At 47.4% G+C, this 26697-nt stretch carries 21 protein-coding genes; 18 read left to right on the top strand and 3 right to left on the bottom strand.

The features are described 5' to 3' along the window. Positions 1-56: 56 nt before the first annotated feature. On the bottom strand, positions 57-3203 hold the full coding sequence (locus CF168_RS16155; RefSeq protein ID WP_089068327.1) for a DUF2339 domain-containing protein: 3147 nt from the start codon (positions 3201-3203) through the stop codon (positions 57-59). A 207-nt stretch (positions 3204-3410) separates the two neighbouring features. Beyond that, the gene (locus CF168_RS16150; protein ID WP_023268364.1) at positions 3411-4544 is read right to left on the bottom strand and encodes a methyltransferase; all 1134 of its coding nucleotides are present in this window, start codon (positions 4542-4544) and stop codon (positions 3411-3413) included. A 189-nt stretch (positions 4545-4733) separates the two neighbouring features. Between CF168_RS16150 and CF168_RS16145 the strand changes: the two genes are divergently transcribed. From CF168_RS16145 to dinB, 17 genes are all read left to right on the top strand, one after another. Beyond that, positions 4734-5393 carry an alpha-ketoglutarate-dependent dioxygenase AlkB family protein gene (locus CF168_RS16145; protein WP_089068326.1) on the top strand — a complete coding sequence of 220 codons (660 nt, stop codon included), beginning with the start codon at positions 4734-4736 and terminating at the stop codon, positions 5391-5393. Positions 5394-5527: 134 nt separating this feature from the next. Then, entirely contained in the window at positions 5528-5848 is a 321-nt protein-coding gene (locus CF168_RS16140) for a BolA family protein (RefSeq protein WP_089068325.1), read from the top strand. A 200-nt stretch (positions 5849-6048) separates the two neighbouring features. Beyond that, positions 6049-7164, top strand: coding sequence for a TRAP transporter substrate-binding protein (locus tag CF168_RS16135; protein ID WP_023268361.1), 1116 nt, complete (start codon positions 6049-6051; stop codon positions 7162-7164). 155 nt (positions 7165-7319) lie between these two features. Beyond that, positions 7320-7829: an S-ribosylhomocysteine lyase gene (gene luxS, locus CF168_RS16130; RefSeq protein WP_023268360.1), complete on the top strand. Its 510-nt coding sequence runs from the start codon at positions 7320-7322 to the stop codon at positions 7827-7829. Between the two features lie 155 nt (positions 7830-7984). Beyond that, positions 7985-10036 (top strand): TonB-dependent receptor domain-containing protein, encoded by a 2052-nt coding sequence (locus tag CF168_RS16125; RefSeq protein ID WP_089068324.1) that lies wholly within the window; start codon positions 7985-7987, stop codon positions 10034-10036. Between the two features lie 403 nt (positions 10037-10439). Next, on the top strand, positions 10440-11774 hold the full coding sequence (locus CF168_RS16120) for a Na(+)-translocating NADH-quinone reductase subunit A (RefSeq protein WP_089068994.1): 1335 nt from the start codon (positions 10440-10442) through the stop codon (positions 11772-11774). Further along, the gene (locus tag CF168_RS16115; protein WP_023268357.1) at positions 11774-12973 is read left to right on the top strand and encodes an NADH:ubiquinone reductase (Na(+)-transporting) subunit B; all 1200 of its coding nucleotides are present in this window, start codon (positions 11774-11776) and stop codon (positions 12971-12973) included. The genes CF168_RS16120 and CF168_RS16115 overlap by 1 nt, the downstream gene beginning before the upstream one ends. After that, positions 12966-13754, top strand: a complete 789-nt coding sequence (locus CF168_RS16110; RefSeq protein ID WP_086904332.1) for a Na(+)-translocating NADH-quinone reductase subunit C — start codon at positions 12966-12968, stop codon at positions 13752-13754. Before CF168_RS16115 ends, CF168_RS16110 begins: the two co-directional genes overlap by 8 nt. Then, a complete protein-coding gene (locus CF168_RS16105) occupies positions 13754-14386 on the top strand; it encodes an NADH:ubiquinone reductase (Na(+)-transporting) subunit D (RefSeq protein ID WP_011621733.1) in 633 nt (210 codons plus the stop codon). Before CF168_RS16110 ends, CF168_RS16105 begins: the two co-directional genes overlap by 1 nt. Positions 14387-14392: 6 nt before the next feature. Beyond that, positions 14393-15001, top strand: coding sequence for an NADH:ubiquinone reductase (Na(+)-transporting) subunit E (nqrE, locus tag CF168_RS16100; protein ID WP_006080469.1), 609 nt, complete (start codon positions 14393-14395; stop codon positions 14999-15001). Between the two features lie 46 nt (positions 15002-15047). Next, the gene (gene nqrF, locus CF168_RS16095) at positions 15048-16304 is read left to right on the top strand and encodes an NADH:ubiquinone reductase (Na(+)-transporting) subunit F (RefSeq protein ID WP_011621734.1); all 1257 of its coding nucleotides are present in this window, start codon (positions 15048-15050) and stop codon (positions 16302-16304) included. Positions 16305-16402: 98 nt separating this feature from the next. Further along, positions 16403-17461 (top strand): FAD:protein FMN transferase, encoded by a 1059-nt coding sequence (locus CF168_RS16090; protein ID WP_089068993.1) that lies wholly within the window; start codon positions 16403-16405, stop codon positions 17459-17461. An 11-nt stretch (positions 17462-17472) separates the two neighbouring features. Beyond that, positions 17473-17697, top strand: coding sequence for a (Na+)-NQR maturation NqrM (gene nqrM / locus CF168_RS16085; RefSeq protein WP_007645837.1), 225 nt, complete (start codon positions 17473-17475; stop codon positions 17695-17697). A 375-nt stretch (positions 17698-18072) separates the two neighbouring features. Further along, positions 18073-18546, top strand: coding sequence for a bacterioferritin (bfr, locus tag CF168_RS16080; RefSeq protein WP_011621736.1), 474 nt, complete (start codon positions 18073-18075; stop codon positions 18544-18546). 9 nt (positions 18547-18555) lie between these two features. Next, positions 18556-19023, top strand: a complete 468-nt coding sequence (gene bfr / locus CF168_RS16075; protein WP_011625412.1) for a bacterioferritin — start codon at positions 18556-18558, stop codon at positions 19021-19023. 298 nt (positions 19024-19321) lie between these two features. Continuing rightward, on the top strand, positions 19322-21325 hold the full coding sequence (locus tag CF168_RS16070; RefSeq protein ID WP_089068323.1) for a methyl-accepting chemotaxis protein: 2004 nt from the start codon (positions 19322-19324) through the stop codon (positions 21323-21325). Between the two features lie 150 nt (positions 21326-21475). After that, entirely contained in the window at positions 21476-22555 is a 1080-nt protein-coding gene (dinB, locus tag CF168_RS16065) for a DNA polymerase IV (RefSeq protein WP_089068322.1), read from the top strand. A gap of 175 nt (positions 22556-22730) precedes the next feature. On the opposite strand, the gene CF168_RS16060 is transcribed toward dinB, so the two are convergent. Next, on the bottom strand, positions 22731-24194 hold the full coding sequence (locus CF168_RS16060) for an aminoacyl-histidine dipeptidase (protein ID WP_089068321.1): 1464 nt from the start codon (positions 24192-24194) through the stop codon (positions 22731-22733). A 218-nt stretch (positions 24195-24412) separates the two neighbouring features. Between CF168_RS16060 and CF168_RS16055 the strand changes: the two genes are divergently transcribed. Next, on the top strand, positions 24413-25951 hold the full coding sequence (locus CF168_RS16055) for a peptidase M17 (protein WP_089068320.1): 1539 nt from the start codon (positions 24413-24415) through the stop codon (positions 25949-25951). Positions 25952-26697: the final 746 nt, after the last annotated feature.

The following is a 26697-nucleotide window of genomic DNA, read 5'->3' as shown; positions in this document are numbered from 1 at the left end:
TTTGAATGAAAAAGGCCGCTATTGTTAGCGGCCTTTTACTTTGCATTACTGGCGACTTATTGGTTTGCTTCTTGCAGGCGATTACGCGCCTTTTGATAGAAGTAAGATACGGTCAGTAAGATCACCCCAATCACCATAAAGGCGATAACCTTTTGCACTAGCTCGAAGGATGCCATATCCAGCAATAACACTTTCAGTGTGGCTAAGGTAAAGAGTCCGGCGGCGAGGCGGATCATATCCGCATGCTGGGGTTTTAGGCTGATAAACATCAACACGCTGCCATGCACGACGAGCAGAATGGCACTGAGTGGCGCGGCAATAATATTATCGAACGTATAACTCCAGGTGAGATAACTCAGTGCGAGCAACCCGTGCCAGCCCCATTTGAGCCACTGCAGTGGTAAGAAACGCTGATGCAAACGAATAGCGACGCCGCGGCGCAAGATAAGTAGCGCGAGCAGGGCTAATGCCATCAATTCACAGAGTATTAATAACACGTTATTCAGATCGAGTCTTAGCGACAACTCAAAGTGCAGCATTATCGGCAATAGCGCGAGCCCCAGACAAAGCCCGTAGGCCATGCTGTAGCTTGAGCGCACTGCGGCTTGGGTTTCTATGGCTATGTGCGCTATTAATCCCGTTTGCACTGAGCCATGTTTGGTACGTCTTTGGATCAAGAGGGCAAAGTAGCCACTCAGCGCCAAAGCCGTCATCGACCATGCCACTACATCGACGCGGTTAAATCCATAGACCAATACGGCCAGCACTAGCGCGAAATAATAAGGGCTAAGTTGCCATTGCAGGGTTAGCAGTGATGCCCAAGGTTTGGCAAGCTTGCGATAACGCAGCAGTACAAAGCCCATGACTAGGGCGCCAATTAGCAGTGCGATAAGCCCTTGCCAAACTTCAAACAGGCACAAACTGGCGGTGGTGAGTATCGCCAGCCAAGTCAAAATCTTGGTTTCAATCTCAAGGGCTTTATGCTTGATAACATAGGCAAGCCCGAGGCTGAACAAACTGCTGAGCCAGAGTGCAACCGCGGTAAATTCCCAATAACTGCGCATTACCTTAGGCAATAACATTAGAGGTAACAGCAGATAACAGCCGAGCTGTATCTGCTTGGCGGCTTGGGCGAACAGCGAACTTGGATAATGCTTACGATACCAATAGTGGGCCAGCAGCAGGGCGGCGAATAATTCAATGCGTGCCAGCTTGGCTATCAGTGGCTGCGCACTAAAGCTCAGGCTGTCAGTAAGGGTCACGCCTTCGACCACAGTAAACAAGAGCGGCAGTAGCAAGAGCCAAGCGGCAAACTCGCTGACCATCAACTTGTCTTTAGCACTTAAATGCAACAGCAACAGACTCACGAGCGGGATGATAGCGAGGTAATAATCGCTGCTGACAAGGTAAGCCGCCAGCAAAAGGGTTGCTGCATAAAAGCCGCTGAGTAATTCTTTGAATAAATAACTCAGTTGCCGCTCAAGCCGCGACAGTGGTAACTCATCACTGTGGATTTGGCGGATAACAAATAACAGGGCCGCCGCGCTTAAGGCTAACGCGAGCAGCGGGAATCCAAGCGCCGCCACTGGCGTTTGCTCGCCAAGTCCGAGTAAGGAAAAACCTGTCAGCACCGCATATAAATTGAGAGCCAGTCCTGTCAGCAATAACACGTAGGCTTCGGCACGTACCGAAATCAGTTTCTCCTTAAGGCCAATCCACAACAGGAGCAATGCTTCGAGGATAAGCACTAATCCAAGGAAATCATGGCTTAATAGATAAAGAGCGGCAAAGGCGGCAAAACTACCGCCAAAGACTAATAAGAGACTGCTCTGGGACGGCTTGAGTCGAGACTTGAGCTTAACGTATAAGCCCGCACAGATGAGTGCGTTGGCGATAAAAATCTCCCCAGCGAATGGTGTAAATTGGGTGATTTCGAAGAGAGCAAAGGCCAGCAGAGCAATCGGCAGAATCAAGGCTCTATGGCTGAGTGTATTCGTGGAGGAATTAACGATAAACCCAAATAGGCCATAGAGATAAAACAGTGCGTTAATGCTCACTAGGGCGAGCACCGCTGCGCCGCCCCATTGAGTGAGCGGTAAATCGACAAAATAACTGAAGGCTTCTATGCAGGCGATATGCAGGAAGGCGGTGATTTCCAGCAGTAATGGCCAGTGTAATTTACGGCTTTGGGCGAGGGCGCCCGCACCTATCAATAGCAGATAGGGAATATACAGTAGCGGCGCATAGCTTTGGGATAACAACATCATAGGTGCCATCGAGCCGCCGACTAAGGCTATCACGGCAATGACCTTGGCATCGAGCCGCATCGAGAGGCCATAGCCCGATAAGGTAATCAATAGCAGCAGGATAAAGCTGGCACTATTGGGGATAATCTCAAAGTAGGGGCCAATAAAATAGGCGCAGAGATAGTTTAGGATAAGGCCTAATCCGACAATCCCAGAGCCAAAGTCGGCCATGCCCGCCCTTTTTTGGCGGATAAAAATCCCGCCCGCAATAATCGCATTGGCGCAGCCAAAACCCAGCAGGGCTTTGCCGAGTTCTGAAAACCAATGGTTGATGGAATATTGTAGTAGGTAGCCAAAACCTAGGGTGAGGGTGATGATGCCCGCGACCGTCATTAAAAACACTGGGCCTAAGCCCTTGGCTTGATAATGTTGATAGAAACCTTTGACCTGTTCTGTGATGGCCGCAAATGGCGCCATGATGGCGGCAAGGCCTTGGGATAATAAGGTCTCTAATTGGCTTGCGGCCTGCACACCCACTTCAAGTCCGGCTTGCTGAGAAAAGGCCTTATCTTGCTGCAAATCATCCTGCTGCGAATACACCGGTGAATCTACGGCTGTTGAGGGGGATTTCGCATGGCGCTGCCAAGGATCGTCTTGCCAAGGATTTGCCTCGGGCGCTTGTGGTTGGATATGGGGAGCCATTTCTTCAGATTGCAGCGGGGCGATCTCATCCCTTGGATCAATCGTCGTGCCGTATGGCGCTATGATATCGTTCGTGCTGGTGGATGCGGTGGTGAGAGGGCCATTGCCTTGCTGCTCAAGCTGAAGACTGATGCTATCGAGCTTGGCTGAAAATTCTGCCAGTTGGCGGCTGAGTGAAGATTGCTGCGACAGGTGCTGCAGTTTTAATTGCGCCAATTCTGCCTTGAGTTGGTCAACGTCGTCCTTTAACGGCATCTCAATATCCTAAATATGCTTTCCATATCCATGGGGCATAAAAGTCTAAGTGACTCACTTTTATGCTTTTACTGTGAAAGATTGTACTGACAACTAGGCATAACGGCTAGTAAAAAGCCGTTACTCAGTATGTGCGCATGCGAAAGTGGAGGAGATGAGGCAAAGATAGCACAATAATTTCGCCCTATCTTTGCCGTATGAAAGTGGTTATTTCTGCGACTGCAGGATGACAAATTTGCCGTTGGAGGCGACTGTGGTGCAGTTTTTAAATAAACGCTGCAATTTCACGTGGTAAGCCAAGTGGCGATTCCCCACTATATGTAAAATGCCACCATTTTTGAGTCGGCGCCGCGCATCTAAAAACATCTGCCAAGCAATGTGATCGGTAATCGCCTCGCCCTGATGGAAGGGCGGATTGCAGAGCACTAAATCGGGTTCGACTCCATCGGGCAAATGGGTCATGCAATCATCCCAATGGAAATGGCCTTTATCTGCGGGGAGTTGATTACTGGCCCAATTGGCTTTGGCTGAGGCCACCGCCATTTCGGAATCATCAATAAAATGGATATCGGCATTAGGGTATAACTGGGCCGCACGCAGACCGAGCACTCCATTGCCACAACCTAGGTCGACAACCGTTTTAAAATCGCCCTGAGGGAGATTATCCAACATAATGCGCGCGCCGATATCGAGTTTATTGGCGGCAAACACATTGCTTAAATTACTGATGTGGAGGTTAAATTCAGGAATATCCCAGGTGACTTCCTTCGGTAAGGCGCGTGGCTTGCCGTCGCTAATACAGGTGATGACGCGGGTTTTCTTCCACGCGAGGCTGGCGCTCGCTGGCCCTAAGTGTTTGGCGAATACTTCCAATAAGCTGGCGTTGATAGACTTGGCTTTTGCGCCAACCAACACTTTGCAGCCAGCGGGCAACACTTGGGACAAGCGCATCAGTTGGTGGGCAAAGTAAGTGAGGTTTTTGGGCAGTTTCATCAATACGAGGGCGATATCGCCTGGCAAGGTATCGCGACTGGTAAACCAGGTTAGGTTATCCATAGGTAACTGATTGCGATGATGATTTTGCTCTGCACCTAAAAAACTGGTTCTGGCATCGGTTTCGACATTCAGTGGCCAATCGGAGTTGAGCCGCGATAGGGCGCAACTTAAGGCGCCAAAGCTGTCGTTGATAATGGCCGTTGGCACCGCGGTCTGTCCGCCCTCGACTAGGGTGTTAATCAAATGCTCGTCTGCCGCATCCCAAGCTTGGAGATTGGATTCCTGCGAAGCGGGGTAGCGAAAGAGTTCAAGCTCAATCCCTGCCACTGAAAATTGTGTCGTCATCTTTGTGCTAAGCCAATAAAAACGGTGCGAATAAAAACACTGCCATTAAAACAGCGCCAATTAAATAAGGCGCAGATTATCGCAGATTTCCCCTTATCGTGCGATGCTTGCCTGAGGTTGTGTATCCGCTCATGCATTTATGGGGGATTGGATGGGGCAATCACAGTCGTCAGTGGTATAAGGTGCTGTATGAAACAAGTCGATTTAGGACTCGAAACAGAGGTCAATCTTGAAGCTGATAGCGGCATCTCTTGCGCCTATCATCAAGGTGAGGCACAAGTCGAGCCGCCTGTCACTTTAATTAGGGATTATTTGAATGTGGCGCAGCAGAATGCCCTACTTAAGGAGGCCGAATCTTATCCTCTGAGCCGACCACAAATTCAAGTGTTTGGCGAATATCATGCCATTCCAAGGCAACAGGTTTGGTATGGCGATGTGGGGTGTGACTATTTATATTCAGGGCTATTTATTCGTGCTCTGCCTTGGCCTAAGTATTTGCTAAAGTTGCGTGACAAGTTGCAGCGGGATTTTGGCCTAGGTAGCAATGGCGTGTTAGTGAATCGTTATGCCGATGGTCAAGATTGCATGGGCGCCCACAGCGATGATGAGCCCGAGATTGCGAGCGGCAGTGATATTGCCTCTATCAGCCTTGGTGCCTCGCGGGATTTTGTGATTAAACATAAACACAGCAAGGTGAAATACACGATTAGCTTACACAGTGGTGACTTACTGATTATGCACTGGCCAATGCAGCAAGATTGGTTACACAGCGTGCCTAAGCGCTTAAAGGTTAAGGAACCCCGCTGGAACTACACCTTTAGGCAATTGATTGTTAATTATCATGGCTGATTGAAAGCTAAATCATTTCATACTGTTACTAAATTTGCAGAGTTTTACGCCAAAAAGCCGGTGCTGAGATTTGATCTTTTGTACTCGAAGCAGTACTCTGCGGCCACTGGATTTTCCCATGTTGAGATTTGAATATGTCCAATAACCATGCGCAGGGCACTGTGGCACAGTCCATTGATCAGAAGCTGACCGCGAGCTTCTCGCCAACTCATTTAGAAGTCCTTAATGAAAGCCATCGTCACCATGTTCCGCCAAATTCAGAGACTCACTTTAAAGTGGTTGTTGTCAGTGATGAGTTTGATGGGCTTCGTTTGCTTGCCCGCCATCGTTTAGTAAACAACTGTTTAGCTGATGAATTAGCTAATGGTGTGCATGCGCTGTCTATTCATACTTTCACTCAAAGTGAATGGGCCGCAGATGTTGAAGTGCCTAAAACCCCTAATTGCCGCGGTTAGCCCAAATTAAGTCTTTATTTAAAAGCCACTTCCAGAAGTGGCTTTTTGTTTTATGTCAATTTGAAGACATTCTACGGTTTCCCTGCTGAAAATTCTGTGTTAACAATATGTTTTCATACAGAGTTAAGCGCTCATCGTTCAATAAAAAAGAGTGCTATTTATCAGAGTGTTAATTGTTTTTTGCATGTGGGGAGTGCGTAATGCGTTATTTTTTGGGGCTATTTGCTGCGGTAGTGTTTTTGGGGCTTAGCGGATGCAATCCTTCATCCAAGAACGTTGAGCCAACTTCTGCTGCCCCCGACTATAACGCAATGCCAGTCCAAGAGGTGATTGAATGGCGATTGGCCACTTCATGGCCGAAGAACTTTCCCGGTTTAGGCATGGCACCAGAGCGCTTTGCGAAGCTGGTGAACGAGATGTCCCACGGCCGTTTGCAAATTAAAGTTTATGGTGCGGGTGAACTAATGCCTGCTTTTGCCGTATTTGACGGTGTTAGCCAAGGTAAAATTCAAATGGCCCACGCCGCCTCCTATTATTGGAAGGGGAAAGCACCCGCGTCACAGTTTTTTTCTTCGATTCCCTTTGGAATGACTGCCCAAGAGATGAATGGTTGGCTCCATTATGGTGGCGGCATGGCGCTGTGGGAAGAAGTCTATCGTCCCTTTGGCATTATCCCATTAGCGGGTGGCAATACGGGAATGCAAATGGGTGGCTGGTTTAATAAACCCATCAACACCATTGCCGACTTTAAAGGCTTAAAGATCCGTATGCCAGGTTTAGGTGGTGAAGTGCTCAAGCGTGTCGGTGCCGTCCCCGTTAATATGGCGGGAAGGGAGCTTTATGGCGCCTTGCAAACAGGTTCGATTGATGCAGCTGAGTGGGTTGGGCCAGTGAACGATCTCGCCTTTGGTTTACATAAAGTCGCTAAATATTACTATTATCCCGGTTGGCATGAGCCAGGCTCCAATATGGAGTTTTTGATCAACAAAGCGGCTTTTGAGAGTCTACCTGAAGACTTGCAAGCCATAGTCAAAACGGCTGCTCGCGCCATCAATCAAGATATGTTGGATGAATACACTACACGTAATGTTTCAGCCCTTGAAACCTTAGTTAAGGATGAGGGGGTTGAACTTAAAGCTTTTCCGCCCGAAGTGCTCACTGAACTTGAACGTATCTCGCTGCAAGTGATAGAAGAGCAGGCAGAGCAGGATCCTATGATGCGTAAAGTGTATCGTGCTTACCATGCCTATGAGCAGGGTGTTCGCGAATATCATAAAATTTCTGAAGATGCCTACAGTCAACAAAGGCAACATTAATGCGGCTTATTTGAACAGAATGTTCATATTAGCGTCTGATTGATATGAGATGATTTCATCTTACATTAACTTGTTATCGACCTAATCCATTTGATGTTATGCTTTCGGCCATGAACCGATAGCGGTTGTATCGCCCTAAGAATTTGGAGATCCCTATGCCACTACTAGATAGTTTTACCGTTGACCATACACGGATGAATGCGCCTGCTGTTCGTGTTGCCAAACATATGAGTACCCCAAAAGGCGATGCGATTACCGTATTCGATCTGCGTTTCTGTACTCCAAATAAAGATATTCTCAGCGAGCGCGGCATTCACACATTAGAGCATTTGTTTGCAGGCTTTATGCGTGATCATTTAAACGGCAGCGATGTTGAAATTATTGATATTTCGCCAATGGGATGCCGCACTGGTTTCTATATGAGCCTAATTGGTGAACCAACCGAGCGCCAAGTGGCCGATGCATGGCTTGCATCGATGGAAGATGTACTCAAAGTGGTTGAGCAATCTGAAATTCCTGAGCTTAATGAGTATCAATGTGGCACGTATCAGATGCACTCTTTAGAGCAAGCACAGGATATCGCCCGTAACATTATCGCCGCAGGTGTGAGTGTTAACCGCAACGATGATTTAAAACTCAGCGATGAGATCTTAGGTAAACTTTAAACTTTGATGGGGGCACCGCAACATGCGATGTCTTGATTCGAGGCTTTAGCGTCAAGAAAGCGACATTCGTCGCTTTTTTTTTCAAATAAATTCAGCTATTTTACAAAATAACAACAAAAACGCCGTACGCTAACAAACACTTTTGGGAGCTTGGTATGTCCAGTCGCTATTTTGTGATATCGATGACCGCGCTTGCGGTTTCCTGTGTTTACACCAATCCACTCAATGCAAATCCTCTTTATTCTCAGACGCTTGATCTTATTGAGCTCAATAACCAGTATCACTCCAGTGATGATGGGATGCAGTTAAGCTACTTAAATAGCTTAACCTTGCAGCGGGGTGATCACAGTGGCAATACCGCGAATATCAGTATGCGTTCCGCCAGCCAAGGTGTGGCAGTGATGCAAGATCGGGTATATTTCTCACCCGCACCTTATTCGGCGCCGCAGTTACAGTTACTACCCAACCTTTTACTACAGCAAAATGTCACTAGCACTCCACTGGCGGATATGACGGTAGGCGGGCAGGGCGCTTTCGGTGTGGTGAATTATCAAAGCCTTGATATCGAAGACCGACCTCAATCAGGCCGTTTTACGGTTGAAGGTTCGACGGAGTCTGATGTCAATGCGGGTATGAATTGGGGACTTAAACAGAAAGAATATGGTGTCTTACTAGCCGCAAATTATGCAAAAGAACAAGGTGATGCGAATTTTTTAAATGGCAGTGATGCCGATAGAAAAAAAACTGACCTGCTGTTTAAGGTCAATGCCGCCAGTTTGCTCGGGGCTCGTAGTCCGCAGCAAACAGAATTTACTTACCAATTTATCGATGATGACAGCTATCGCTCGCAACTTGGTATCACGGCAGCGGACTGGCAACAGGATCCCTTACTCTTATATTCGGCAACGGCACAAGATAACCACCAGGGACGGCAGCACAAGTATCAGCTATCACACCAAGTGGATTTAGGCGGCAGTAAAGTGATCACTGACTTTTACTATCAGTCCTATTCACAACAACAGAACCAACTTGGCTTGTTTAATGGGCAAGAGATTGACGCTGCAACGCTTGCGGACATCGCCGCCTTTGACCGTGCGCCAACCGCGGATGTTAATGATGTCGCTCTGCTCGTCCAAGACAACGATTACAGCGCCTTTGGCGCCCAGACCCAAGCTATAAACCAATACGGCGAACATCAAATTAACTATAGCGCTCGTTATCATACCGATAAAGCCGAAATGCGCTTTGGTGAGCAAACGGCGTTATGGCAAGCAGATAGAAGTATTGTCTCAGATGAATCAAGTGCCGTATTAGCTTATACAGATGATGCCACGGCATTGACGTCAGCAATCGACTCTTTATGGCGCTTGCTGGGAATGCAAATCAAGTTAGGGCTCACTTACGAGCATGTCAGTGTCAATCGTGAAGTCACTCAATCCGTTGCTGGGCTAAATGAAGCCGATTTTTCTGATAGTGATTGGATGCCGCAATTTGGCGTGCTCTATGATGCGGGCGATTGGCGTTTTAGTACTGATATCCGTCGAGCTTGGACTGCGGCGAGTGCGGGAAATTCTACCCAAGAGGCTCAGGTGTCGCTCCACTATCAAGTGAACGCCCAATATGCGCGTGAGGGGATAAAAGCCGATTTACGGGCGTATGTGCAAGAGTTTGATAACATGCATGTGGATTGTGATAGCTACTCGATGTGCGCCGATGCACGTTTGTTTACTCAAGAGAATATTCCCGATGTGCTTAGCTATGGCGTAGAACTGGGCCTTGGCTATCGCTGGCGTTTGGGGGAATTTGAATTACCCTTAGGGCTAAATTATCAATATCTTAGCGCCGAGTATCAAAGCAACACTTGTACCGATATTCAAGGCTGCGTCCTAGAAGGAGATAGATTAGCTTGGTTACCCGAACATCAATTGCAATTGAGTGCGGGGATTGACTATGGTGAATACCAATTAAATCTTGAGGCGGCCTATCAATCGGAACGGAATTTCAGCCAATTTGGCAGCGAACTACAACAGGTTTCGGACCAATGGCGGGTTGATTTAGCGGCAAACTATGATTTTGATAAACACCATAGGCTGTATTTTAGGGTCGAAAACCTGCTGGATGAGTCCCTGGTTGCAGCAGCATCTAATAGCGGAATTCGGACTGAAAATGGACGGATCAGCTATTTAGGCTATCAATGGCGTTTCTAAACTGAATTAAATCTTGTTTAAAGATTATTCAAGAAGAAAGCGAAAGGATTGATATACTCGTCTGTACAAAGAGGTATCGACCTTTCGCTAAATTAATTCTTTAAAAATTAATGTTATAGTATTTGACGACCGTAATATTTTCTCTTTCTGCGCCCTCACTCGGTCGGAAGGTGAACGCTGTAGTGCATCATTCTTTTAAATCCTCATTTGAGGTTTGAAATCACCTATAATTTTCGTGGCGATGCCTCGGTAATTGGGGTAAAATGCGCGCGACCAGCGTGATTGCGATCGCATTTCTGTGATAAATCTGCGCTAGCTCAATGCAGTAGGTTTTGTTTAAAACCTCAGTATTTAGCAGGAACGCGGCGCATTGTCTTTCCTTCAAAACGTAGTGCTTGTGGATATGATTACAATTAAGAAAGGATTGGAACTGCCTATAGCAGGCGGACCAGAGCAAGTTATCCATAATGGCCCAGCCATTAAACATGTAGCTACTTTGGGTGAAGAGTATATTGGCTTACGTCCAACGATGAAGATCAAAGTGGGCGATAAAGTACAAAAAGGTCAGGTGATTTTCGAAGATAAGAAAAATCCTGGCGTAAAATATACGGCTTTAGCCAGTGGTACTATATTAGACATTAACCGGGGCGCCCAGCGTGTGCTGCAGTCTGTTGTTATTCAAGTAGAAGGGAACGAAAGCGTTGCCTTTGCTAAGTATGACGCCACTGCTCTCGATACGCTTGACTCGCAACTGGTCCGTGACAACCTGATTGAGTCAGGCTTATGGACTGCATTGCGTACACGTCCTTTCAGCAAAGTGCCTGCCGTAGACTCTTCTGCCGCTGGTATTTTTGTAACCGCGATTGATACACAACCCCATGCTGCCGATCCTGTTGTAGTGATCCGCGAGCATAAAGAAGATTTTGCTAATGGTCTTAAGGTCTTAGCAAAACTTACTGAAGGTAAAGTTTACCTTTGTAAAGCGCCTGGCGCCGATATTCCTGCCGCTAATGCCCAAGTTGAAGAATTTGCCGGTGTTCACCCAGCGGGTCTAGTTGGTACTCATATCCATTTCCTACTTCCAGCTTCTGCAAAACGTACTGTTTGGCATGTCGGTTACCAAGATGTAATAGCCATTGGTCAGCTATTTACTACTGGTCAACTAAATACCGAACGTGTGGTTGCGATTGCCGGTCCTAAAGCGGCTAAGCCACGTTTGGTTCGCACTGTTTTAGGTGCAAGCATGACTGAACTGACCGCGGGCGAAACCTTAGACGGTAACGTACGTGTTGTTTCAGGTTCTGTGCTCAATGGCCGTACTGCGGTAGGTCCTCAAGGATATTTAGGTCGTTACCACGCCCAGGTCAGTCTGTTAGAAGAAGGCACTGAAAAAGAATTCTTTGGTTGGGTGTTACCAGGCTCAAACAAATACTCTATTACCCGTGCATTCCTAGGCCACTTAAGCGCTTCTCGTCTGTTCAATATGACAACGAGTACAGGTGGTTCAGACCGCGCTATGGTGCCAATTGGCAACTACGAGCGTGTAATGCCATTGGATATTCTTCCTACTATGTTGCTGCGTGACCTGATCTCAGGTGACTTTGATGGTGCTGCCGCATTGGGCGCGTTAGAGTTGGATGAAGAAGATCTCGCACTGTGTACGTTCGTATGTCCAGGCAAATATGACTACGGTTCATATCTGCGTGACTGTTTAGATACGATCGAGAGGGAAGGCTAATGAGCTTGAAAGATTTTTTCGAACGTATTGAACCCGACTTTGAAAAAGGCGGTAAATACGAAAAGTTTTATGCCCTCTTCGAAGCGGCATACACCATTTTTTATACGCCAGGTAAAGTGAACAAGGGCAAAACCCACGTTCGCGACAATATCGACCTGAAACGTATGATGATCACGGTTTGGGCCTGTGCCTTCCCTGCGATGTTCGTGGGTATGTACAACGTCGGTCTGCAAGCACAACTTGCGTTAATCGCGGGTTTTGCAACGCCTGACGTATGGCAAGTGAGCCTATTTGGCATGTTCGGTACCGAACTGACCGCCAACTCTGGCTGGCCTGCACTGATGTGGTACGGCGCCTGTTTCTTCCTACCTATCTACGCGGTGACCTTCGCCGTCGGTGGTATCTGGGAAGTGCTGTTTGCTGCTATCCGTGGCCACGAAGTTAATGAAGGTTTCTTCGTTACCTCTATCCTGTTCGCGTTAACCCTGCCTGCAACTATCCCATTGTGGATGGTGGCCTTAGGTATCACCTTCGGTGTGGTTGTGGCTAAAGAAGTGTTCGGTGGTACGGGTCGTAACTTCTTAAACCCAGCCCTAGCTGGTCGTGCCTTCCTGTTCTTTGCTTACCCACTGAACATGTCTGGTGACACTACTTGGGTGGTGGCTGACGGTTACTCTGGTGCAACGGCGCTGAGCCAAGCGGCTGCGGGTACCTTAGATTATGCCTTCAACCAAAACTGGTGGGATGCGTTCTTCGGTTTCATTCCAGGCTCTGTGGGTGAAGTATCGACTCTGGCGATTCTGTTAGGTGGTCTGGTTATCATCTATACCCGTATCGCTTCATGGCGCATCGTTGGCGGCGTGATGGTCGGTATGATTGCTATCTCTACACTATTAAATGTGATCGGTAGCGACACTAACCCAATGTTTGCAATGCCTTGGTACTGGCACTTAGTGTTAGGTGGTTTTGCATTTGGCATGATGTTTATGGCGACTGACCCAGTGTCTGCGTCATTCACTAACCAAGCTAAATGGGCATACGGTATCTTGATTGGTGCAATGGCTGTGTTTATCCGCGTGATTAACCCTGCATTCCCAGAAGGCATGATGTTAGCGATTCTGTTTGCTAACTTGTTCGCGCCATTGTTCGACCACTTCGTGGTTCAGGCAAATATCAAGCGGAGGATTGCTCGTGGCTAGTAATAAAGATTCGTTCGGCAGAACGTTATTTATCGTCGTTGGCTTATGTCTAATTTGTGCGATATTCGTGTCGACTGCGGCAGTATTACTGCGCCCAACTCAAGCAGAAAACAAGCTGCTTGATAAGCAAAAGTACATCCTCGAAGCTGCGGGTCTGATTGACACGAAAGCGGGCAAAGTAACCAAAGCTCAGATTTTGGATACTTACAGCAAGCACATCGAAGCTAAGTTAGTTAACTTAAAAACCGGTGACTGGGTTGAAGGTGTTGATGCCAACACATTCGATCAACGCAAAGCGTCTCGCGATGTGAAAACCTCATTTGTACCTCAAAACGACATCGCTTCGGTTAAGCGTGTTGCTGAAGATGCAGTGGTTTATTTAGTGCGTGACGAACAAGGTAAGTTAACCAGCGTGATCCTGCCAGTTCATGGTTATGGCCTGTGGTCGACTATGTATGCTTTCCTCGCGTTAGATGCTGATCTGAACACGATTCAAAGCTTAGTGTACTACGAGCAAGGCGAAACCCCGGGTCTTGGTGGTGAAGTGCAAAACGCTCAGTGGAAAGCGAAATGGCACGGTAAGAAGTTATTTGATGAGCAAGGTAACATTGCTATCAGCGTAACTAAAAACCCAGCTGTTGCTAGCACTGAATACGGTGTGGATGCATTATCCGGCGCGACTCTGACCAGTAACGGTGTTCAACACTCTCTAACATTCTGGTTAGGTAAAGAAGGTTTTGCGAGTTTCATTGAAAAAGCACGCAATGGAGGTCTCAGCTAATGTCTGACGCTAAAGAACTGAAACAGGTTCTGACTGGACCTATCGTCAACAACAACCCGATTGCATTACAAGTCCTTGGTGTATGTAGTGCGTTAGCGGTAACGAGCAAGCTCGAAACTGCACTGGTAATGGCGTTGGCATTAACTGCGGTAACAGCGTTTTCTAACCTGTTTATCTCAATGATCCGTAACCATATTCCTAGCAGCGTACGTATTATCGTACAGATGACCATTATTGCCTCTCTGGTAATCGTGGTTGACCAATTGCTGCAGGCTTATGCTTATCAGATTTCTAAGCAGTTATCGGTATTCGTGGGCCTTATCATTACGAACTGTATCGTAATGGGTCGCGCTGAAGCCTATGCGATGAAAACACCGCCAATGATGAGCTTTATGGATGGTATCGGTAACGGTTTAGGTTACGGTGCGATTCTGTTAGCCGTTGGCTTCGTGCGTGAACTGTTTGGTAACGGTTCTCTGTTCGGTGTTCAAATCCTGCACAAGATCTCTGAAGGTGGCTGGTATCAACCAAACGGTCTGTTATTACTGCCGCCAAGTGCGTTCTTCCTGATCGGTATTCTGATTTGGATTATTCGTACCTATAAGCCAGAGCAAGTTGAAGCAAAAGGGTAATTTGAGATGGAACATTATATTAGCCTGTTAATTCGCTCTGTTTTCATTGAAAACATGGCACTGGCCTTCTTCTTAGGTATGTGTACTTTCTTAGCGGTATCGAAGAAAGTGACTACCGCGATGGGCCTAGGGATTGCGGTAGTTGTAGTGTTAACTATCTCTGTTCCTGCTAACCAAGTTATTTACCAAGGGCTGTTAGCACCTGGCGCACTGGCTTGGGCTGGTGCACCTGAAGCTGACCTTAGCTTCTTGAAATTCATTACCTTTATCGGTGTGATTGCAGCTTTAGTTCAAATTCTGGAAATGGCACTGGATAAGTACTTTCCTCCTTTGTACAACGCGTTAGGTATCTTCTTACCTCTGATCACTGTGAACTGTGCGATTTTCGGTGCGGTATCATTCATGGTTGAGCGTGACTACAAGCTGGGCGAAAGTGTGGTGTTTGGTTTCGGCTCTGGAGTAGGTTGGGCATTAGCTATCGTATTGATGGCCGGTATCCGTGAGAAGCTGAAGTATGCCGATGTGCCGAATGGCCTGCGTGGTTTAGGTATTACCTTTATTACTGCTGGTTTAATGGCCTTAGGTTTCATGTCGTTTTCTGGTGTGTCTCTGTAAGAGACACCAAACGGCTTCTTGAATTGGACCTTCTAAGGATAAGTTAATGGATATTCTTGGTATTTTTAAATCTACTCCGCTCGAGGTTTACCTCGGTGTGAGTATGTTTACTGCTATCGTCCTGGTCTTAGTGTTAGTGATTTTATTCGCTAAATCTAAGCTAGTGTCTAGCGGTGACATAACGATCGGCATCAACGACGATCCTGAAAAAGCGATTACAACCGGCGCCGGTGGCAAGCTGTTAGGCGTGCTAGCGAACAGCGGTATCTTCGTATCGAGCGCCTGTGGTGGCGGTGGTTCTTGTGGCCAATGTCGCGTAGTGGTGAAGTCTGGCGGCGGTGATATTCTGCCAACAGAATTAGATCACATCAGCAAGGGGGACGCCCGTAAAGGTTGCCGTCTGTCTTGCCAGGTGAACGTTAAGAACGACATGGAAATCGAGCTTGACGAAGAAATCTTCGGTATTAAGAAGTGGGAATGTACTGTTATCTCTAACGATAACAAGGCGACCTTCATTAAAGAACTGAAGCTGCAAATTCCTGATGGTGAATCTGTTCCGTTCCGTGCGGGTGGTTACATCCAGATCGAAGCGCCTGCGCACCATGTTAAATATGCTGATTTCGACGTACCTGAAAAGTACCGTGGTGACTGGGAACACTTTGGCTTCTTCAAGTTAGAATCTAAAGTTGACGAAGAAACGATCCGTGCTTACTCAATGGCTAACTACCCAGAAGAGTTTGGCATCATCATGTTGAACGTGCGTATCGCAACGCCACCTCCACGTAACTTGAGCTTACCATGCGGTAAGATGTCATCTTACATTTGGAGCCTGAAGGCTGGCGATAAAGTGACGATTTCTGGCCCATTCGGTGAATTCTTCGCGAAAGATACCGATGCAGAAATGGTGTTTATCGGTGGTGGTGCGGGTATGGCACCAATGCGTTCACACATTTTCGACCAACTGAAGCGTCTGAAGTCTAAGCGTAAGATGAGCTTCTGGTACGGTGCACGTTCTAAGCGTGAAATGTTCTACGTGGAAGACTTTGACGGCCTAGCGGCTGAAAACGACAACTTCGTATGGCATGTGGCCCTGTCTGATCCTCAACCAGAGGACAACTGGGATGGTTACACAGGTTTCATCCATAACGTACTGTATGAAAACTACCTGAAAGACCATGAAGCGCCAGAAGATTGTGAGTTCTACATGTGTGGACCTCCAATGATGAACGCGGCCGTGATCGGTATGTTGAAAAATCTTGGTGTCGAAGACGAAAACATCCTGTTGGATGACTTCGGCGGCTAATGTGAATTAGCCCAAGGTGAGAAGAGTTGCAGATGTGGAGTAAAGCTCTCATCTGCAACTTTTGCATTAAAGGGCATCCAAAAGAGTTGTTAGTCACTATGTTTAAAACCCTAGCGTTAAAAACCCCCGTGTTAAAAACCTCAGTGTTAAAGCATTCAGTGAGCTGGCTGGTCCTTGTAGGTCTAGCCTTTTTTATTTCAGCCTGTAGCAAACAGGATGAGGTTATCTCCCTCGCGGGCAGCACAATGGGCACGACCTACCACATTAAAGTGGTTCCCAATGAGCAAATGCCGACGGCCCAGCTGTTGCAGGCCGAAATTGATTTAGCCCTAGAGCAAGTCAATAACCAAATGTCGACCTATCGACCCAATTCAGAACTGTCCCGTTTCAATCAGTTACCGCTCGAGCAGAGCGTTGAAGTATCGCCGGATACCATCAAAGTGGTTAAAGAAGGCATGCGTTTATATAACGTGACGGACAAAGCCTTAGACATTACCTTAGGGCCGCTGGTGAACCTATGGGGATTTGGCCCCGATAAACGCCCAACCAAAGTGCCGACTCAAGCCGATATCGATGCGGCTAAAGCCAAAACGGGTATCAGTGAGCTTTCTATCGAAGGCAATCGCTTAAGCAAGCACAATGCGCATTTATATGTGGACTTGTCTTCAATCGCCAAAGGTTTTGGTGTGGACAAAGTGGCCTCGATTTTAGATAAGTACCATGCAAGCGGTTATTTAGTCGAAATTGGTGGTGAGCTGAGCATTAAGGGTACTAAAGGCGATGGTAGCTCGTGGCGCGTCGCAATAGAGAAACCGACCGATGATGGCATGGCGGTGCAGCAGGTGATTGAGCCTGGCACTATGGCGATGGCAACCTCGGGGGATTATCGCAATTATTATGAGGAAGAAGGTCAGCGATTTACTCATATAATTGATCCACGTACCGGTTTGCCGATTAATCATAAGCTAGCATCTGTGACCGTTTTGCATAAAGAATGTATGACGGCCGATGGTTTTGCGACGGCGATGATGGTTTTAGGCACAGAAGCGTCATTGGAGCTTGCCAAGAAAGAACACTTGGCGATAATGCTAATAGAAAAGCAAGGCGAAGGATTTAAAGTCTACTACAGTGACGCCTTCAAGCCTTTCCTTAAGTAGTTGGAGTTAACATGAGCACTTTTATCGCGGCATTTGTGATTTTATTACTGTTCTTTTTGCTTATGTCGATAGGTTATCTCATCAAGCGCAAAGCCGTTGAAGGAAGCTGTGGCGGTTTAGGTGTATTAGGGATTGAAAAAGCCTGCGATTGTGATGATCCCTGCGACAAGCGTAAACGTCGTATGGCCGCAGAAGAAGCGCGCCGTGAGAAGTTAACGAAAGACAGGATCATTTAATCATTCGCTTCAACAGAAATAGCCTCCTCTGGAGGCTATTTTTTTGCCTTGATTTTAGCGCTGCAGAGGTGTTGAGCGTCGATTTCGTTCTGGGAAGCGCAAGTTCACGAAGGGACGAGTGACGCGGGTTATGCTAATCAGTTAACGAGTGCCTTTTATAACTGCAAGAAAGAGAATTTACTTACCTGCTGAGCGTACCCATAAAATTAATCCTTGATATATGAGGAGGATAGCTGGCTAATCTAAGCGATAATGAGAATGCTTTTTATCTTTAAGTTTGTGAAAAATAAAGAAAATTTGAGTTGGCTTGAAAACTGTACTAGGCTAGAAGCTTGATTTAGATCAATCTTTCACTCATATCAAGGATAGTTACTTATGAAAGGTCATCCTAAAGTGGTGGGACAACTCAATCGGGTGCTGACCTGTGAGTTAACGGCCATTAATCAATATTTTCTCCACGCCAGAATGTTCAAACATTGGGGTCTTGAGAAGCTAGATCACGTCGAATACAAGAAATCCATCCAAGATATGAAACACGCCGATAAACTCATCGAGCGGGTATTATTTTTAGAGGGATTACCGAATCTGCAACAGCTCGAAAAACTGCGTATTGGCGAGCACACCCAAGAGATGCTGGATTGCGATTTGGCCATGGTGCAAGAACAACTCACACTGTTACGGGATGCCATTAGCCTTTGCGAGGCGGAGCAGGATTATGTGAGTCGCGATCTGCTCGAAGATATCCTTGAAGATGAAGAAGAGCACTTAGATTGGCTCGAGTCACAGCAGGAGCTGATCAGCTTAACCGGCATTCAAAACTATCTTCAATCGCAAATTAGTGAGTCATAGGAGCTGAATATGAAAGGTGATAAAGAGGTCATCGACGCGTTGAATCGACTCCTAACGGGAGAGTTATCGGCGATGGATCAGTATTTTGTTCATGCCCATATGTACGAAGACTGGGGCCTGAACGAACTCTATGAGCGTATTGCCCATGAGTCTGATGATGAAAAGGGCCATGCGGCCAAACTGGTACAGCGCATTTTATTCCTCGAAGGCGTACCTAATGTGGCCGCGCGGGAAGCGCTCAACATTGGTTCAAACGTTGAAGAGATGCTGCGTAACGATTTGGCCTATGAATATAAGGTCGCCGATGATTTGCGTAAGGTGATTGCCCTGTGTGAGTCGAAAAAAGATTATCAAACCCGTGAGATCTTAGAAGTGTTACTCGACGACACCGAATCTGACCACATGTATTGGTTAGAAAAACAGCTCGGTTTGATTGACCGAATTGGTTTACCGAATTATCTGCAAACTAAGATGTAACCACTCCAGCTTACGCAGCTTAAGCACAAAGGCCAGTCACTAAATGACTGGCCTTTGTTTTTGGATTTTGAGTATTTAGTCTAACACTCTGTAAAAAATCGCTATCGCAATGGGATCTTCTGATGGATGCCGATTGTTTAGCGATTCCTGTTATTTTACTATGTCTATTCTTTACAAATACTTGTTTACATTTTTTCTCACATTTCCATCTGTTGTTGACTGGTAAAAATTGTTACCGTGTGAAACTGTTTTTGCATGATTTTTTGTTAAGTGGTTGGTCAGCCAGACGGGAAGATGAATGAGATATATAAAACGTTCTCTAAGTTTGCAGTTAGTGGTCACTATCGTCGGTGCCCTTGCTGTACTTCTTACTTTAGTTGCCGCTTTGCTCGTGAATAAAGAAAGTAATAACACACGTAGGCAAGTGGATGCGGACATTTCGGCGCTCGTTGCCTTAAAAGCCAATGAGATTGGTGGTTATTTTGTGGCTAAGGGGCAAGTGATCCACTCGGTATTTGCCGAGCCTGGGCTTATCAACTGGTTTAGCCAATACCATGCCCGTGGCAGTAATCTAGCCAATGATCAGCAGTACCAAGATATTATTCGTTATTTCCGCTCGTTTTCCGACCGTGATACCGATGTGAAGTCAGTGTTTTTCGGCTCGGCAAATACCTTCGAATATTTCGACCTCAATGGCCGTTTCGATGGCGATCCAAACTATTACACTAATAAACGTCCTTGGTGGCAGGAGGCTATCGATCAGCGCGGCCTATTTGTGGGCGATCCTGCGGTCGATGCCAACGATGGTTCAATTTCGGCCACAGTTAAAACCCCAGTCTATGGTGCCAATGGTGAGCTGATTGGGATTGGTGGTATGGATATTCTCATCGATACCATTGGCAAAACCCTGTTAGCGCCAATCAAATATCGCAATTACGGCCAAGCTTTCCTGATGACGGATGAAGGTAAGCTGGTTTATTTCCCTGGATTCTCGGATAAGTTCCCGCCGGGCTCACTTGCGAATCAAATCGATAGCCAGTTTAAGGACTCCTCAGGCTTTACCGCCTTAAGGCAGCAAATGCAGCGTGAAGCGCAGGGCTTTGCCGAAGTCACCTTTAACGGTGTGCCGCAGCGGGTAACCTTTGTGTCTGTGGGCGGTGATTATCCTAAGCAGAAATGGCACTTAGCCTTTATGTTGCCCCATGAAGTAATTGAAGCGCCTGTTACCAAAGCCTTTTGGAATGCTTGTTTTGTTGCTTTGGGGATTATGCTTTTGGTCGGCATTACTGTCTGGTTGATGTTATTGCCTTTTAGACGCCAGCTCAGCAAATTACTCGATGCGATGGAAGATATTGCCGAAGGTGACAGTGATTTATCCCAACGTATTTTGATGGAACGGGAAGATGAGTTAGGTAAACTGGGTGATGCCTTCAACCGCTTTGCCGAAAAGGTGCAACAGATGTTACTGCACACTCGCAACTTAACCCAAGAGGTGGGCACTGGGGTGATGGATGCGCGCCAAGTGTGTGATTTAGCGGTATCTTCGGTGTCATCGCAGAAACAACAAATCGACTCAGTGGCCACGGCCGCCACCCAAATGGCACAGACGAGCCAAGAAATGGCGATTAGCGCCCAGCGGGCGAATGATTTTGCTGAAAAGGCACAAACCCAAGCCCATGACGGTACTCAAATTGTGTCCCGTGCGACCGAAGGTATGAAGGCATTATCGGTTCAAGTGATTGAAGCGGCCAAAGTCATCAAGGAGTTACGTAGCAGCTCTGAGCAAATTGGCGAAGTGTTAAGCGTGATCCGTAACATTGCCGACCAAACCAACTTGCTGGCGCTCAATGCGGCCATCGAGGCGGCGCGGGCGGGTGAGCAGGGCCGAGGCTTTGCCGTAGTGGCCGATGAAGTGCGTACTCTCGCGTCTCGTACCCAAGATTCTACCGCCAACATTCAAGGCATTATCCAAACCCTGCAACAGAGTGCGCTACAAGCCGAGCAGGTGATGGAATCAGGGGTTGAGCAGGCAAGGGTCGGGCAAGACTTGACCACACAAGTGGAGCAAGCTTTAAGTGATATCGCCAGTGCGATTGTGTCGATTCAGCAGCAAACGGTGGAAATTACCGTCGCGATTGGCCAGCAGGCCGTTGTGGCTGAAGAAGTAGCACAGAACGTGGTTAGCGTGCGTGGTTTGTCCGATCAGTCTTTGCTCTCAAGCCAAGATTTATCCCAAAGTTTGCAAGGATTTGAGCAAGCGACTCACGAACTCACCCGCAACATTGGGCAATTTAAGATTTAATTCAAAACGTTGCAAATCAAGGGAGCCTTAGGGCTCCCTTTGTTTTTTGAGCGCTTATAATCCAAGCGCAAACAGCACCGCGGCAAATTGGTAAGCGGCACTTGATTACTGTTTTTATATACAGTATTTTGAGTGTCGGAGGAATGCAAGGTGCGAAAAATCATTCATATCGATATGGATTGCTATTTTGCTGCGGTGGAAATGCGGGATTTTCCCGAATACCGCGGTAAACCGCTGGCTGTCGGCGGCAGTCGGGTGCAGCGTGGCGTCATCAGCACTTGTAATTATGAGGCGCGCAAATTTGGCGTGCGTTCGGCCATGGCGACGGGCTACGCACTGAAATTGTGCCCCGATCTTATCCTCGTTCCCGGTCGTATGCAGGTCTACAAAGAGGTCTCACAGCAAATTCGCGCCATCTTTTCCCGATACACTGAGTTAATCGAACCACTTTCCCTCGATGAAGCCTATTTAGATGTCAGCGATTGTAAGCTGTTTAAGGGCTCAGCCACGTTAATTGCCGAGGCGATTCGCCGTGATATTTTGGCCGAAACTGGGCTGACGGCATCGGCGGGCGTGGCGCCGATTAAATTTCTCGCCAAGGTTGCCTCTGATTTAAATAAGCCCAATGGGCAATGTGTTATCCCACCCGATGAGGTGCCCGAGTTCGTTAAAAGCTTATCCCTGCGGAAAATACCCGGAGTCGGTAAAGTGACCGCTGAGAAACTGTCTTCGCTAGGCTTAAATACCTGCGCCGATGTGCAGGCTTATCCAAAGCAAGAGTTGATTGCCCGTTTTGGTAAGTTTGGCGCCGTGTTAGTCGAGCGGGCCCATGGCATCGATGATCGCGGGATTTCTGTGAGCCGCGAGCGCAAATCCGTAGGCGTTGAGACCACTCTCGCTCAGGATATTTACACGCTGGAGCAGTGCCAACAGGTGATGCCGGGATTAATCCAAGAGTTGTCCAGCCGTTTAGGGCGAAGTGCTAAGGGGAGGCAAATCCATAAGCAGGTGGTCAAACTTAAATTTAATGATTTTAAACAGACCACCATCGAGCATCGTAGTGACGAGGTCTCCGTGGTGATGTTCTATGAGCTACTGAGCCAAGCAATGGCTAGGCAAGAGGGCCGTGGAATTCGGTTACTCGGGGTTTCTGTTGGACTCGCCGAGAGTAAAGACACGCTTTCGCCGCTCATGGTACGCGAAACGAAGCAGTTGGATTTTGTGTTTTAGTGTCAATTTAATCTGAGCGGATCTGGCTCAGCGCCAATCTAACCTAGTTTAGTTTAGATAACGCGATAATCAGCTTTACGCAGTGCGCAAATAGAAGCAACAATAAGGCCGCATTGGTAAACCCTCTGCGGCCTTTGTTATTTAAGTCTGCTTAGCGACTATTCACCTAGAGTGATTATTCACCTTTAGCGGGAATTCGTTCTAGCACAGCAAGGAGCAGATCCCAGTATTGACCTACTGTGGTGATATTGACCATTTCATCCGGGCCGTGTGGATAGCGGATGGTAGGGCCAATCGACACCATGTCCATTTCTGGATAAGGCTTCTTGAACAGACCACATTCAAGACCCGCGTGGATCACCATGATAACCGGTTCTTTATGGTAGATAGACTCGTAGGTCTCACGCACAATCGCCATTACGGGTGAGCTGTTATCTGGCTTCCAACCTGGGTAAGCGCCACTGAATTCAATTTCAGCGCCAGCGAGATTAGTCAGCGCATTGAGCATGCCTTCAACTTGGCTGCGGCCCGAATCGATGAGCGAGCGAATTAAGCACAGAATGCTAACTTCTTCATCGTTAGTGCTAATCACGCCTACGTTGAGTGAGGTTTCTGTCACGCCAGCGACTTCATCGCTCATACGCATCACGCCATTAGGGCATACATGCAGCAGGTCGATCAGCGTGTTTTGGCTGTTTTCACTCATCACGCGTTTTGGCGTTGGGATTTCGCTCAACACTAAACGCATATCAGGGTCGGCAATGGCCAGCTCGGCGCGGACTAAGGCTTCAAAAGCGCGCACTTTTTCATTCAGTGCATCGACATTTTCAGCGGGTAACATAAAGCTGATATTGGCTTCGCGTGGGATGGCATTACGCAGTGAACCACCGGTAAATTGGGTTAATTCCAGCGCTAATTCATCGGCATTTTCAAACAGGAAGCGTGCCAAGAGTTTGTTGGCGTTACCACGACCCAAATGGATGTTAACCCCAGAGTGACCGCCTTTTAAGCCAGATAAATGCAGGCTAAATGATGCGTAACTTTGCTCCGACGCTTGCCATACCATAGGCAGTGTGATTTGAGCATCGACACCGCCAGCGCAGCCCATGTAGATTTCACCTTCTTGCTCTGAGTCGGTGTTTATCAGGATTTCAGCATCGAGCATACCCGCTTGCAGGCCAAAGGCGCCTGTCATGCCCGCTTCTTCATCAATCGTGAGCAGTACTTCCAGTGGGCCGTGTTTGATATCGTCGCTACCTAAAATCGCTAAGGCTGACGCCATGCCAATACCATTGTCGGCGCCTAAGGTTGTGCCTTTGGCTTTTACCCAGTCACCTTCAACATAGGCTTCGATAGGATCTTTGATAAAGTCATGCACTTTGTCGGCATTCTTTTGCGGCACCATATCGATGTGAGCTTGGATCACGACGATTTTGCGATCTTCCATTCCGGCCGTTGCGGGTTTGCGAATGATTAAATTGCCGACCGCATCTTCCACGACATCGAGTTGTTTACTCTTAGCCCATGCTTGGATGTGTTTGCTGAGTGCTTGTTCATGTTTGGAAGGGTGGGGAATTGCACAGATTTGTTCGAACCATTGCCATAAAGGCTGTGGGTATAACTGACTTAACGCTGTCACAGGAGGTCCCTCATCAGGTCTTGTGGGTATAGGGCAAATTTGGCTTGATCCTACCACATTCTGCTCTGCCGATTAATCTTCTCGATCAGCCTATGTGTGCTTGTGGCAGCGAAAGTTGCCACCCTCAGTCTTTTCGATGGGGACAAAGGGATTTTTTGATTGGTAATTAAGCGTTATAGCGGGAATAATGCAGGCACAATAATGAAAAAGGATGGGTCATGTTTCAAGTTAACTTTGTTGATGTACAAGCAGAAAATGCCATTTTTGATGGTGAAGGTTGGGATGCGGTTGTGGTCGTCACACCGGATCTTGGTGCTATTGGAATTGATGAGATCAGTTTATTGGCCGAGCATGGCGCTAAGGTCGATAAGCGTGTCGGTAAGAGCCCGACGTTATTGTTTGCTCCCGGTTTAGCTGGCGGCCGTTTAATCATAGCGCCGGTTACTCAAGTGACTGATGATTATGCCGATGTGCGTGTATTTGGCGATGCGGCAAGAGCTGCTATTGCTATTGCTAAAGACGCGGGCGCTAAGCGTCCCCTGCTTTATGTGGTGCCTTCTACCACGCCCAAGTTTGGTTTTGCGACTGAAGTTGCGGCGCTCGCCTGCGGTCAAGAATTATGGCAAACCTTAGAATTGCGCGAGGCAACGGGCTTAACGCCAGCCTTTGAAGCCATAGGGTTACTGTCTCTATCAGCTAAAAAGAGTCAATTGCTCAACGCATTAGAAGCTGGCCGTGTGTTGGCTCGGGATTTATGTGGCACTGAACCTGAGCGTATGTCGGCAAAAGCCTTTGCCGAATATTGTTTGCAAGCTTTTAAAGGCAGTGTGATTAAAACCGCAGTCGTGGAAGATAGGGATATTCTCGAGCGCGATTATCCACTGTTAAGTGCGGTGGCGCGTTCTTCCTTTGCCGTTGGGCGGCATCAACCGCGGGTGGTGAAACTCGAATATCTGCCAGAAGGCGAGATTACTCGTACCTTCTTATTTGCAGGCAAAGGTGTGGTCTACGATACGGGCGGTGCCGATCTGAAAGTCGGCGGCGCAATGGCGGGCATGAGCCGCGATAAAGGTGGCGCCTCTGCCGTGGCCGGGTTATTTAAAGCTTTGTCTATGCTCAAGCCTAAAGGGATCCGAGTGATCGCCGAACTGGGCTTAGTGCGTAATAGCATTGGCAGCGAAGCCTTTGTTACCGATGAAATTATCACTAGCCATGCGGGCGTGCGGGTACGAATTGGTAATACGGATGCGGAAGGGCGCTTAGTATTGGCTGACCTGTTAAGTCATCTGCGTATTAAAGCGGTTTCGGCGGTGCAACCAGAGCTATTCTCGGTCGCGACTCTCACGGGCCATGTGGTACGTTGTTATGGGGCGTATCCTGCTGCGGTTGAAAATGCGGTCGCCAGTGGCGCCAAGTGTGCGCAGACACTCGCGTTACAGGCAAGCCAATGGGGCGAACCCTTTGAGGTTTCTACATTGCGCCGCGAGGACTTTGCCAAGATCCGTGAAGTCTCAGGGGCGGCTGATATTTTATCTTCTAACAATGCGCCATCTTCGGTAACGGCCCGTGGGCATCAATATCCGGCGGCGTTTCTGCTTAAGGCTTCGGGATTGTTTGAACATGGCATAAATGCCGCAATTCCTTTAGCTTACACACACTTAGATATCGCTGGCAGTGCAACGGAGGGCGATCCACTCTATGGAAAACCCACTGCGAGTCCCTTGGTCGGTCTGTATCAATATCTGATCAATCGTTAACAATTTAACGTAATAAATAGAAATAATTCTGTAATATCTTACTTATTAGGTGGTTACAGGGTTATTTCTGTTTTTATGTGATGCAGGTCGCCAAGATTTTTGGTTGTTTTACGTAATAAAATTACATTAAAAAGCCTTAATTAAAAAAAATACAAATAAAGCTTGTAATAAAACTACGAAAACATATAATAGTTTTCGTGGACAGGGCAATGCGCCCATCCCCTCTAGTCTATCCAGGATGGATATCCTTCTCCAAGGACCCGAGTGACAAGTCGTCTCAACGGATTTGAGAATCTCTAGTTCCAAGGAACCGAGCCAAGCTTTACTAGAGTACTTAATCTCAACTTTACTTAGGAGTAATTGACTATGTCTTATACAGGCAAGAATCACTTTGTTTGGCAAAACACTTGGATTAACTCTGATGTTTTGCGTGGCGGTTTATTCGCTATGAGCTTTAAGGGCTAACTATCCCTTTAAACCTAGTTTCCATCATCCATCAACCTTTGTATCGCCTTTTTGGCGTGTTTAGACTCAAGTAGCATATCGGTGTTTTTGCATGGGTATGCCAGGTTTCTTCCGCTAGCGCGGTAATGTACTTCCCCGAAAGGGACGCTTGAAATATGTCTTGCCTGCTCATTGAGCAGGCTTTTTTTTAGCTTTTTTCTGTCGTTACGGCGCAATGCCCCTTATTCCTTCCCATAATCGTAAAATTTTTTGCAGCCATCTCAAGATGACTGCTTTTATCA

This window comes from Shewanella bicestrii, assembly GCF_002216875.1.
Lineage (GTDB): Bacteria > Pseudomonadota > Gammaproteobacteria > Enterobacterales > Shewanellaceae > Shewanella > Shewanella seohaensis.
Note: the sequence above shows the minus strand (reverse complement) of the source record. Positions and strands in the feature narration are given on the sequence as shown.

What these genes read in the sequence shown, in the direction of transcription:
- CF168_RS16155 (WP_089068327.1), bottom strand. Translation starts at nt 3,203, where the DNA reads ATGCCGTTAAAGGACGACGTTGACCAACTCAAGGCAGAATTGGCGCAA.
- CF168_RS16150 (WP_023268364.1), bottom strand. Translation starts at nt 4,544, where the DNA reads ATGACGACACAATTTTCAGTGGCAGGGATTGAGCTTGAACTCTTTCGC.
- CF168_RS16145 (WP_089068326.1), top strand. Translation starts at nt 4,734, where the DNA reads ATGAAACAAGTCGATTTAGGACTCGAAACAGAGGTCAATCTTGAAGCT.
- CF168_RS16140 (WP_089068325.1), top strand. Translation starts at nt 5,528, where the DNA reads ATGTCCAATAACCATGCGCAGGGCACTGTGGCACAGTCCATTGATCAG.
- CF168_RS16135 (WP_023268361.1), top strand. Translation starts at nt 6,049, where the DNA reads ATGCGTTATTTTTTGGGGCTATTTGCTGCGGTAGTGTTTTTGGGGCTT.
- luxS (WP_023268360.1), top strand. Translation starts at nt 7,320, where the DNA reads ATGCCACTACTAGATAGTTTTACCGTTGACCATACACGGATGAATGCG.
- CF168_RS16125 (WP_089068324.1), top strand. Translation starts at nt 7,985, where the DNA reads ATGTCCAGTCGCTATTTTGTGATATCGATGACCGCGCTTGCGGTTTCC.
- CF168_RS16120 (WP_089068994.1), top strand. Translation starts at nt 10,440, where the DNA reads ATGATTACAATTAAGAAAGGATTGGAACTGCCTATAGCAGGCGGACCA.
- CF168_RS16115 (WP_023268357.1), top strand. Translation starts at nt 11,774, where the DNA reads ATGAGCTTGAAAGATTTTTTCGAACGTATTGAACCCGACTTTGAAAAA.
- CF168_RS16105 (WP_011621733.1), top strand. Translation starts at nt 13,754, where the DNA reads ATGTCTGACGCTAAAGAACTGAAACAGGTTCTGACTGGACCTATCGTC.
- nqrE (WP_006080469.1), top strand. Translation starts at nt 14,393, where the DNA reads ATGGAACATTATATTAGCCTGTTAATTCGCTCTGTTTTCATTGAAAAC.
- nqrF (WP_011621734.1), top strand. Translation starts at nt 15,048, where the DNA reads ATGGATATTCTTGGTATTTTTAAATCTACTCCGCTCGAGGTTTACCTC.
- CF168_RS16090 (WP_089068993.1), top strand. Translation starts at nt 16,403, where the DNA reads ATGTTTAAAACCCTAGCGTTAAAAACCCCCGTGTTAAAAACCTCAGTG.
- nqrM (WP_007645837.1), top strand. Translation starts at nt 17,473, where the DNA reads ATGAGCACTTTTATCGCGGCATTTGTGATTTTATTACTGTTCTTTTTG.
- bfr (WP_011621736.1), top strand. Translation starts at nt 18,073, where the DNA reads ATGAAAGGTCATCCTAAAGTGGTGGGACAACTCAATCGGGTGCTGACC.
- bfr (WP_011625412.1), top strand. Translation starts at nt 18,556, where the DNA reads ATGAAAGGTGATAAAGAGGTCATCGACGCGTTGAATCGACTCCTAACG.
- CF168_RS16070 (WP_089068323.1), top strand. Translation starts at nt 19,322, where the DNA reads ATGAGATATATAAAACGTTCTCTAAGTTTGCAGTTAGTGGTCACTATC.
- CF168_RS16055 (WP_089068320.1), top strand. Translation starts at nt 24,413, where the DNA reads ATGTTTCAAGTTAACTTTGTTGATGTACAAGCAGAAAATGCCATTTTT.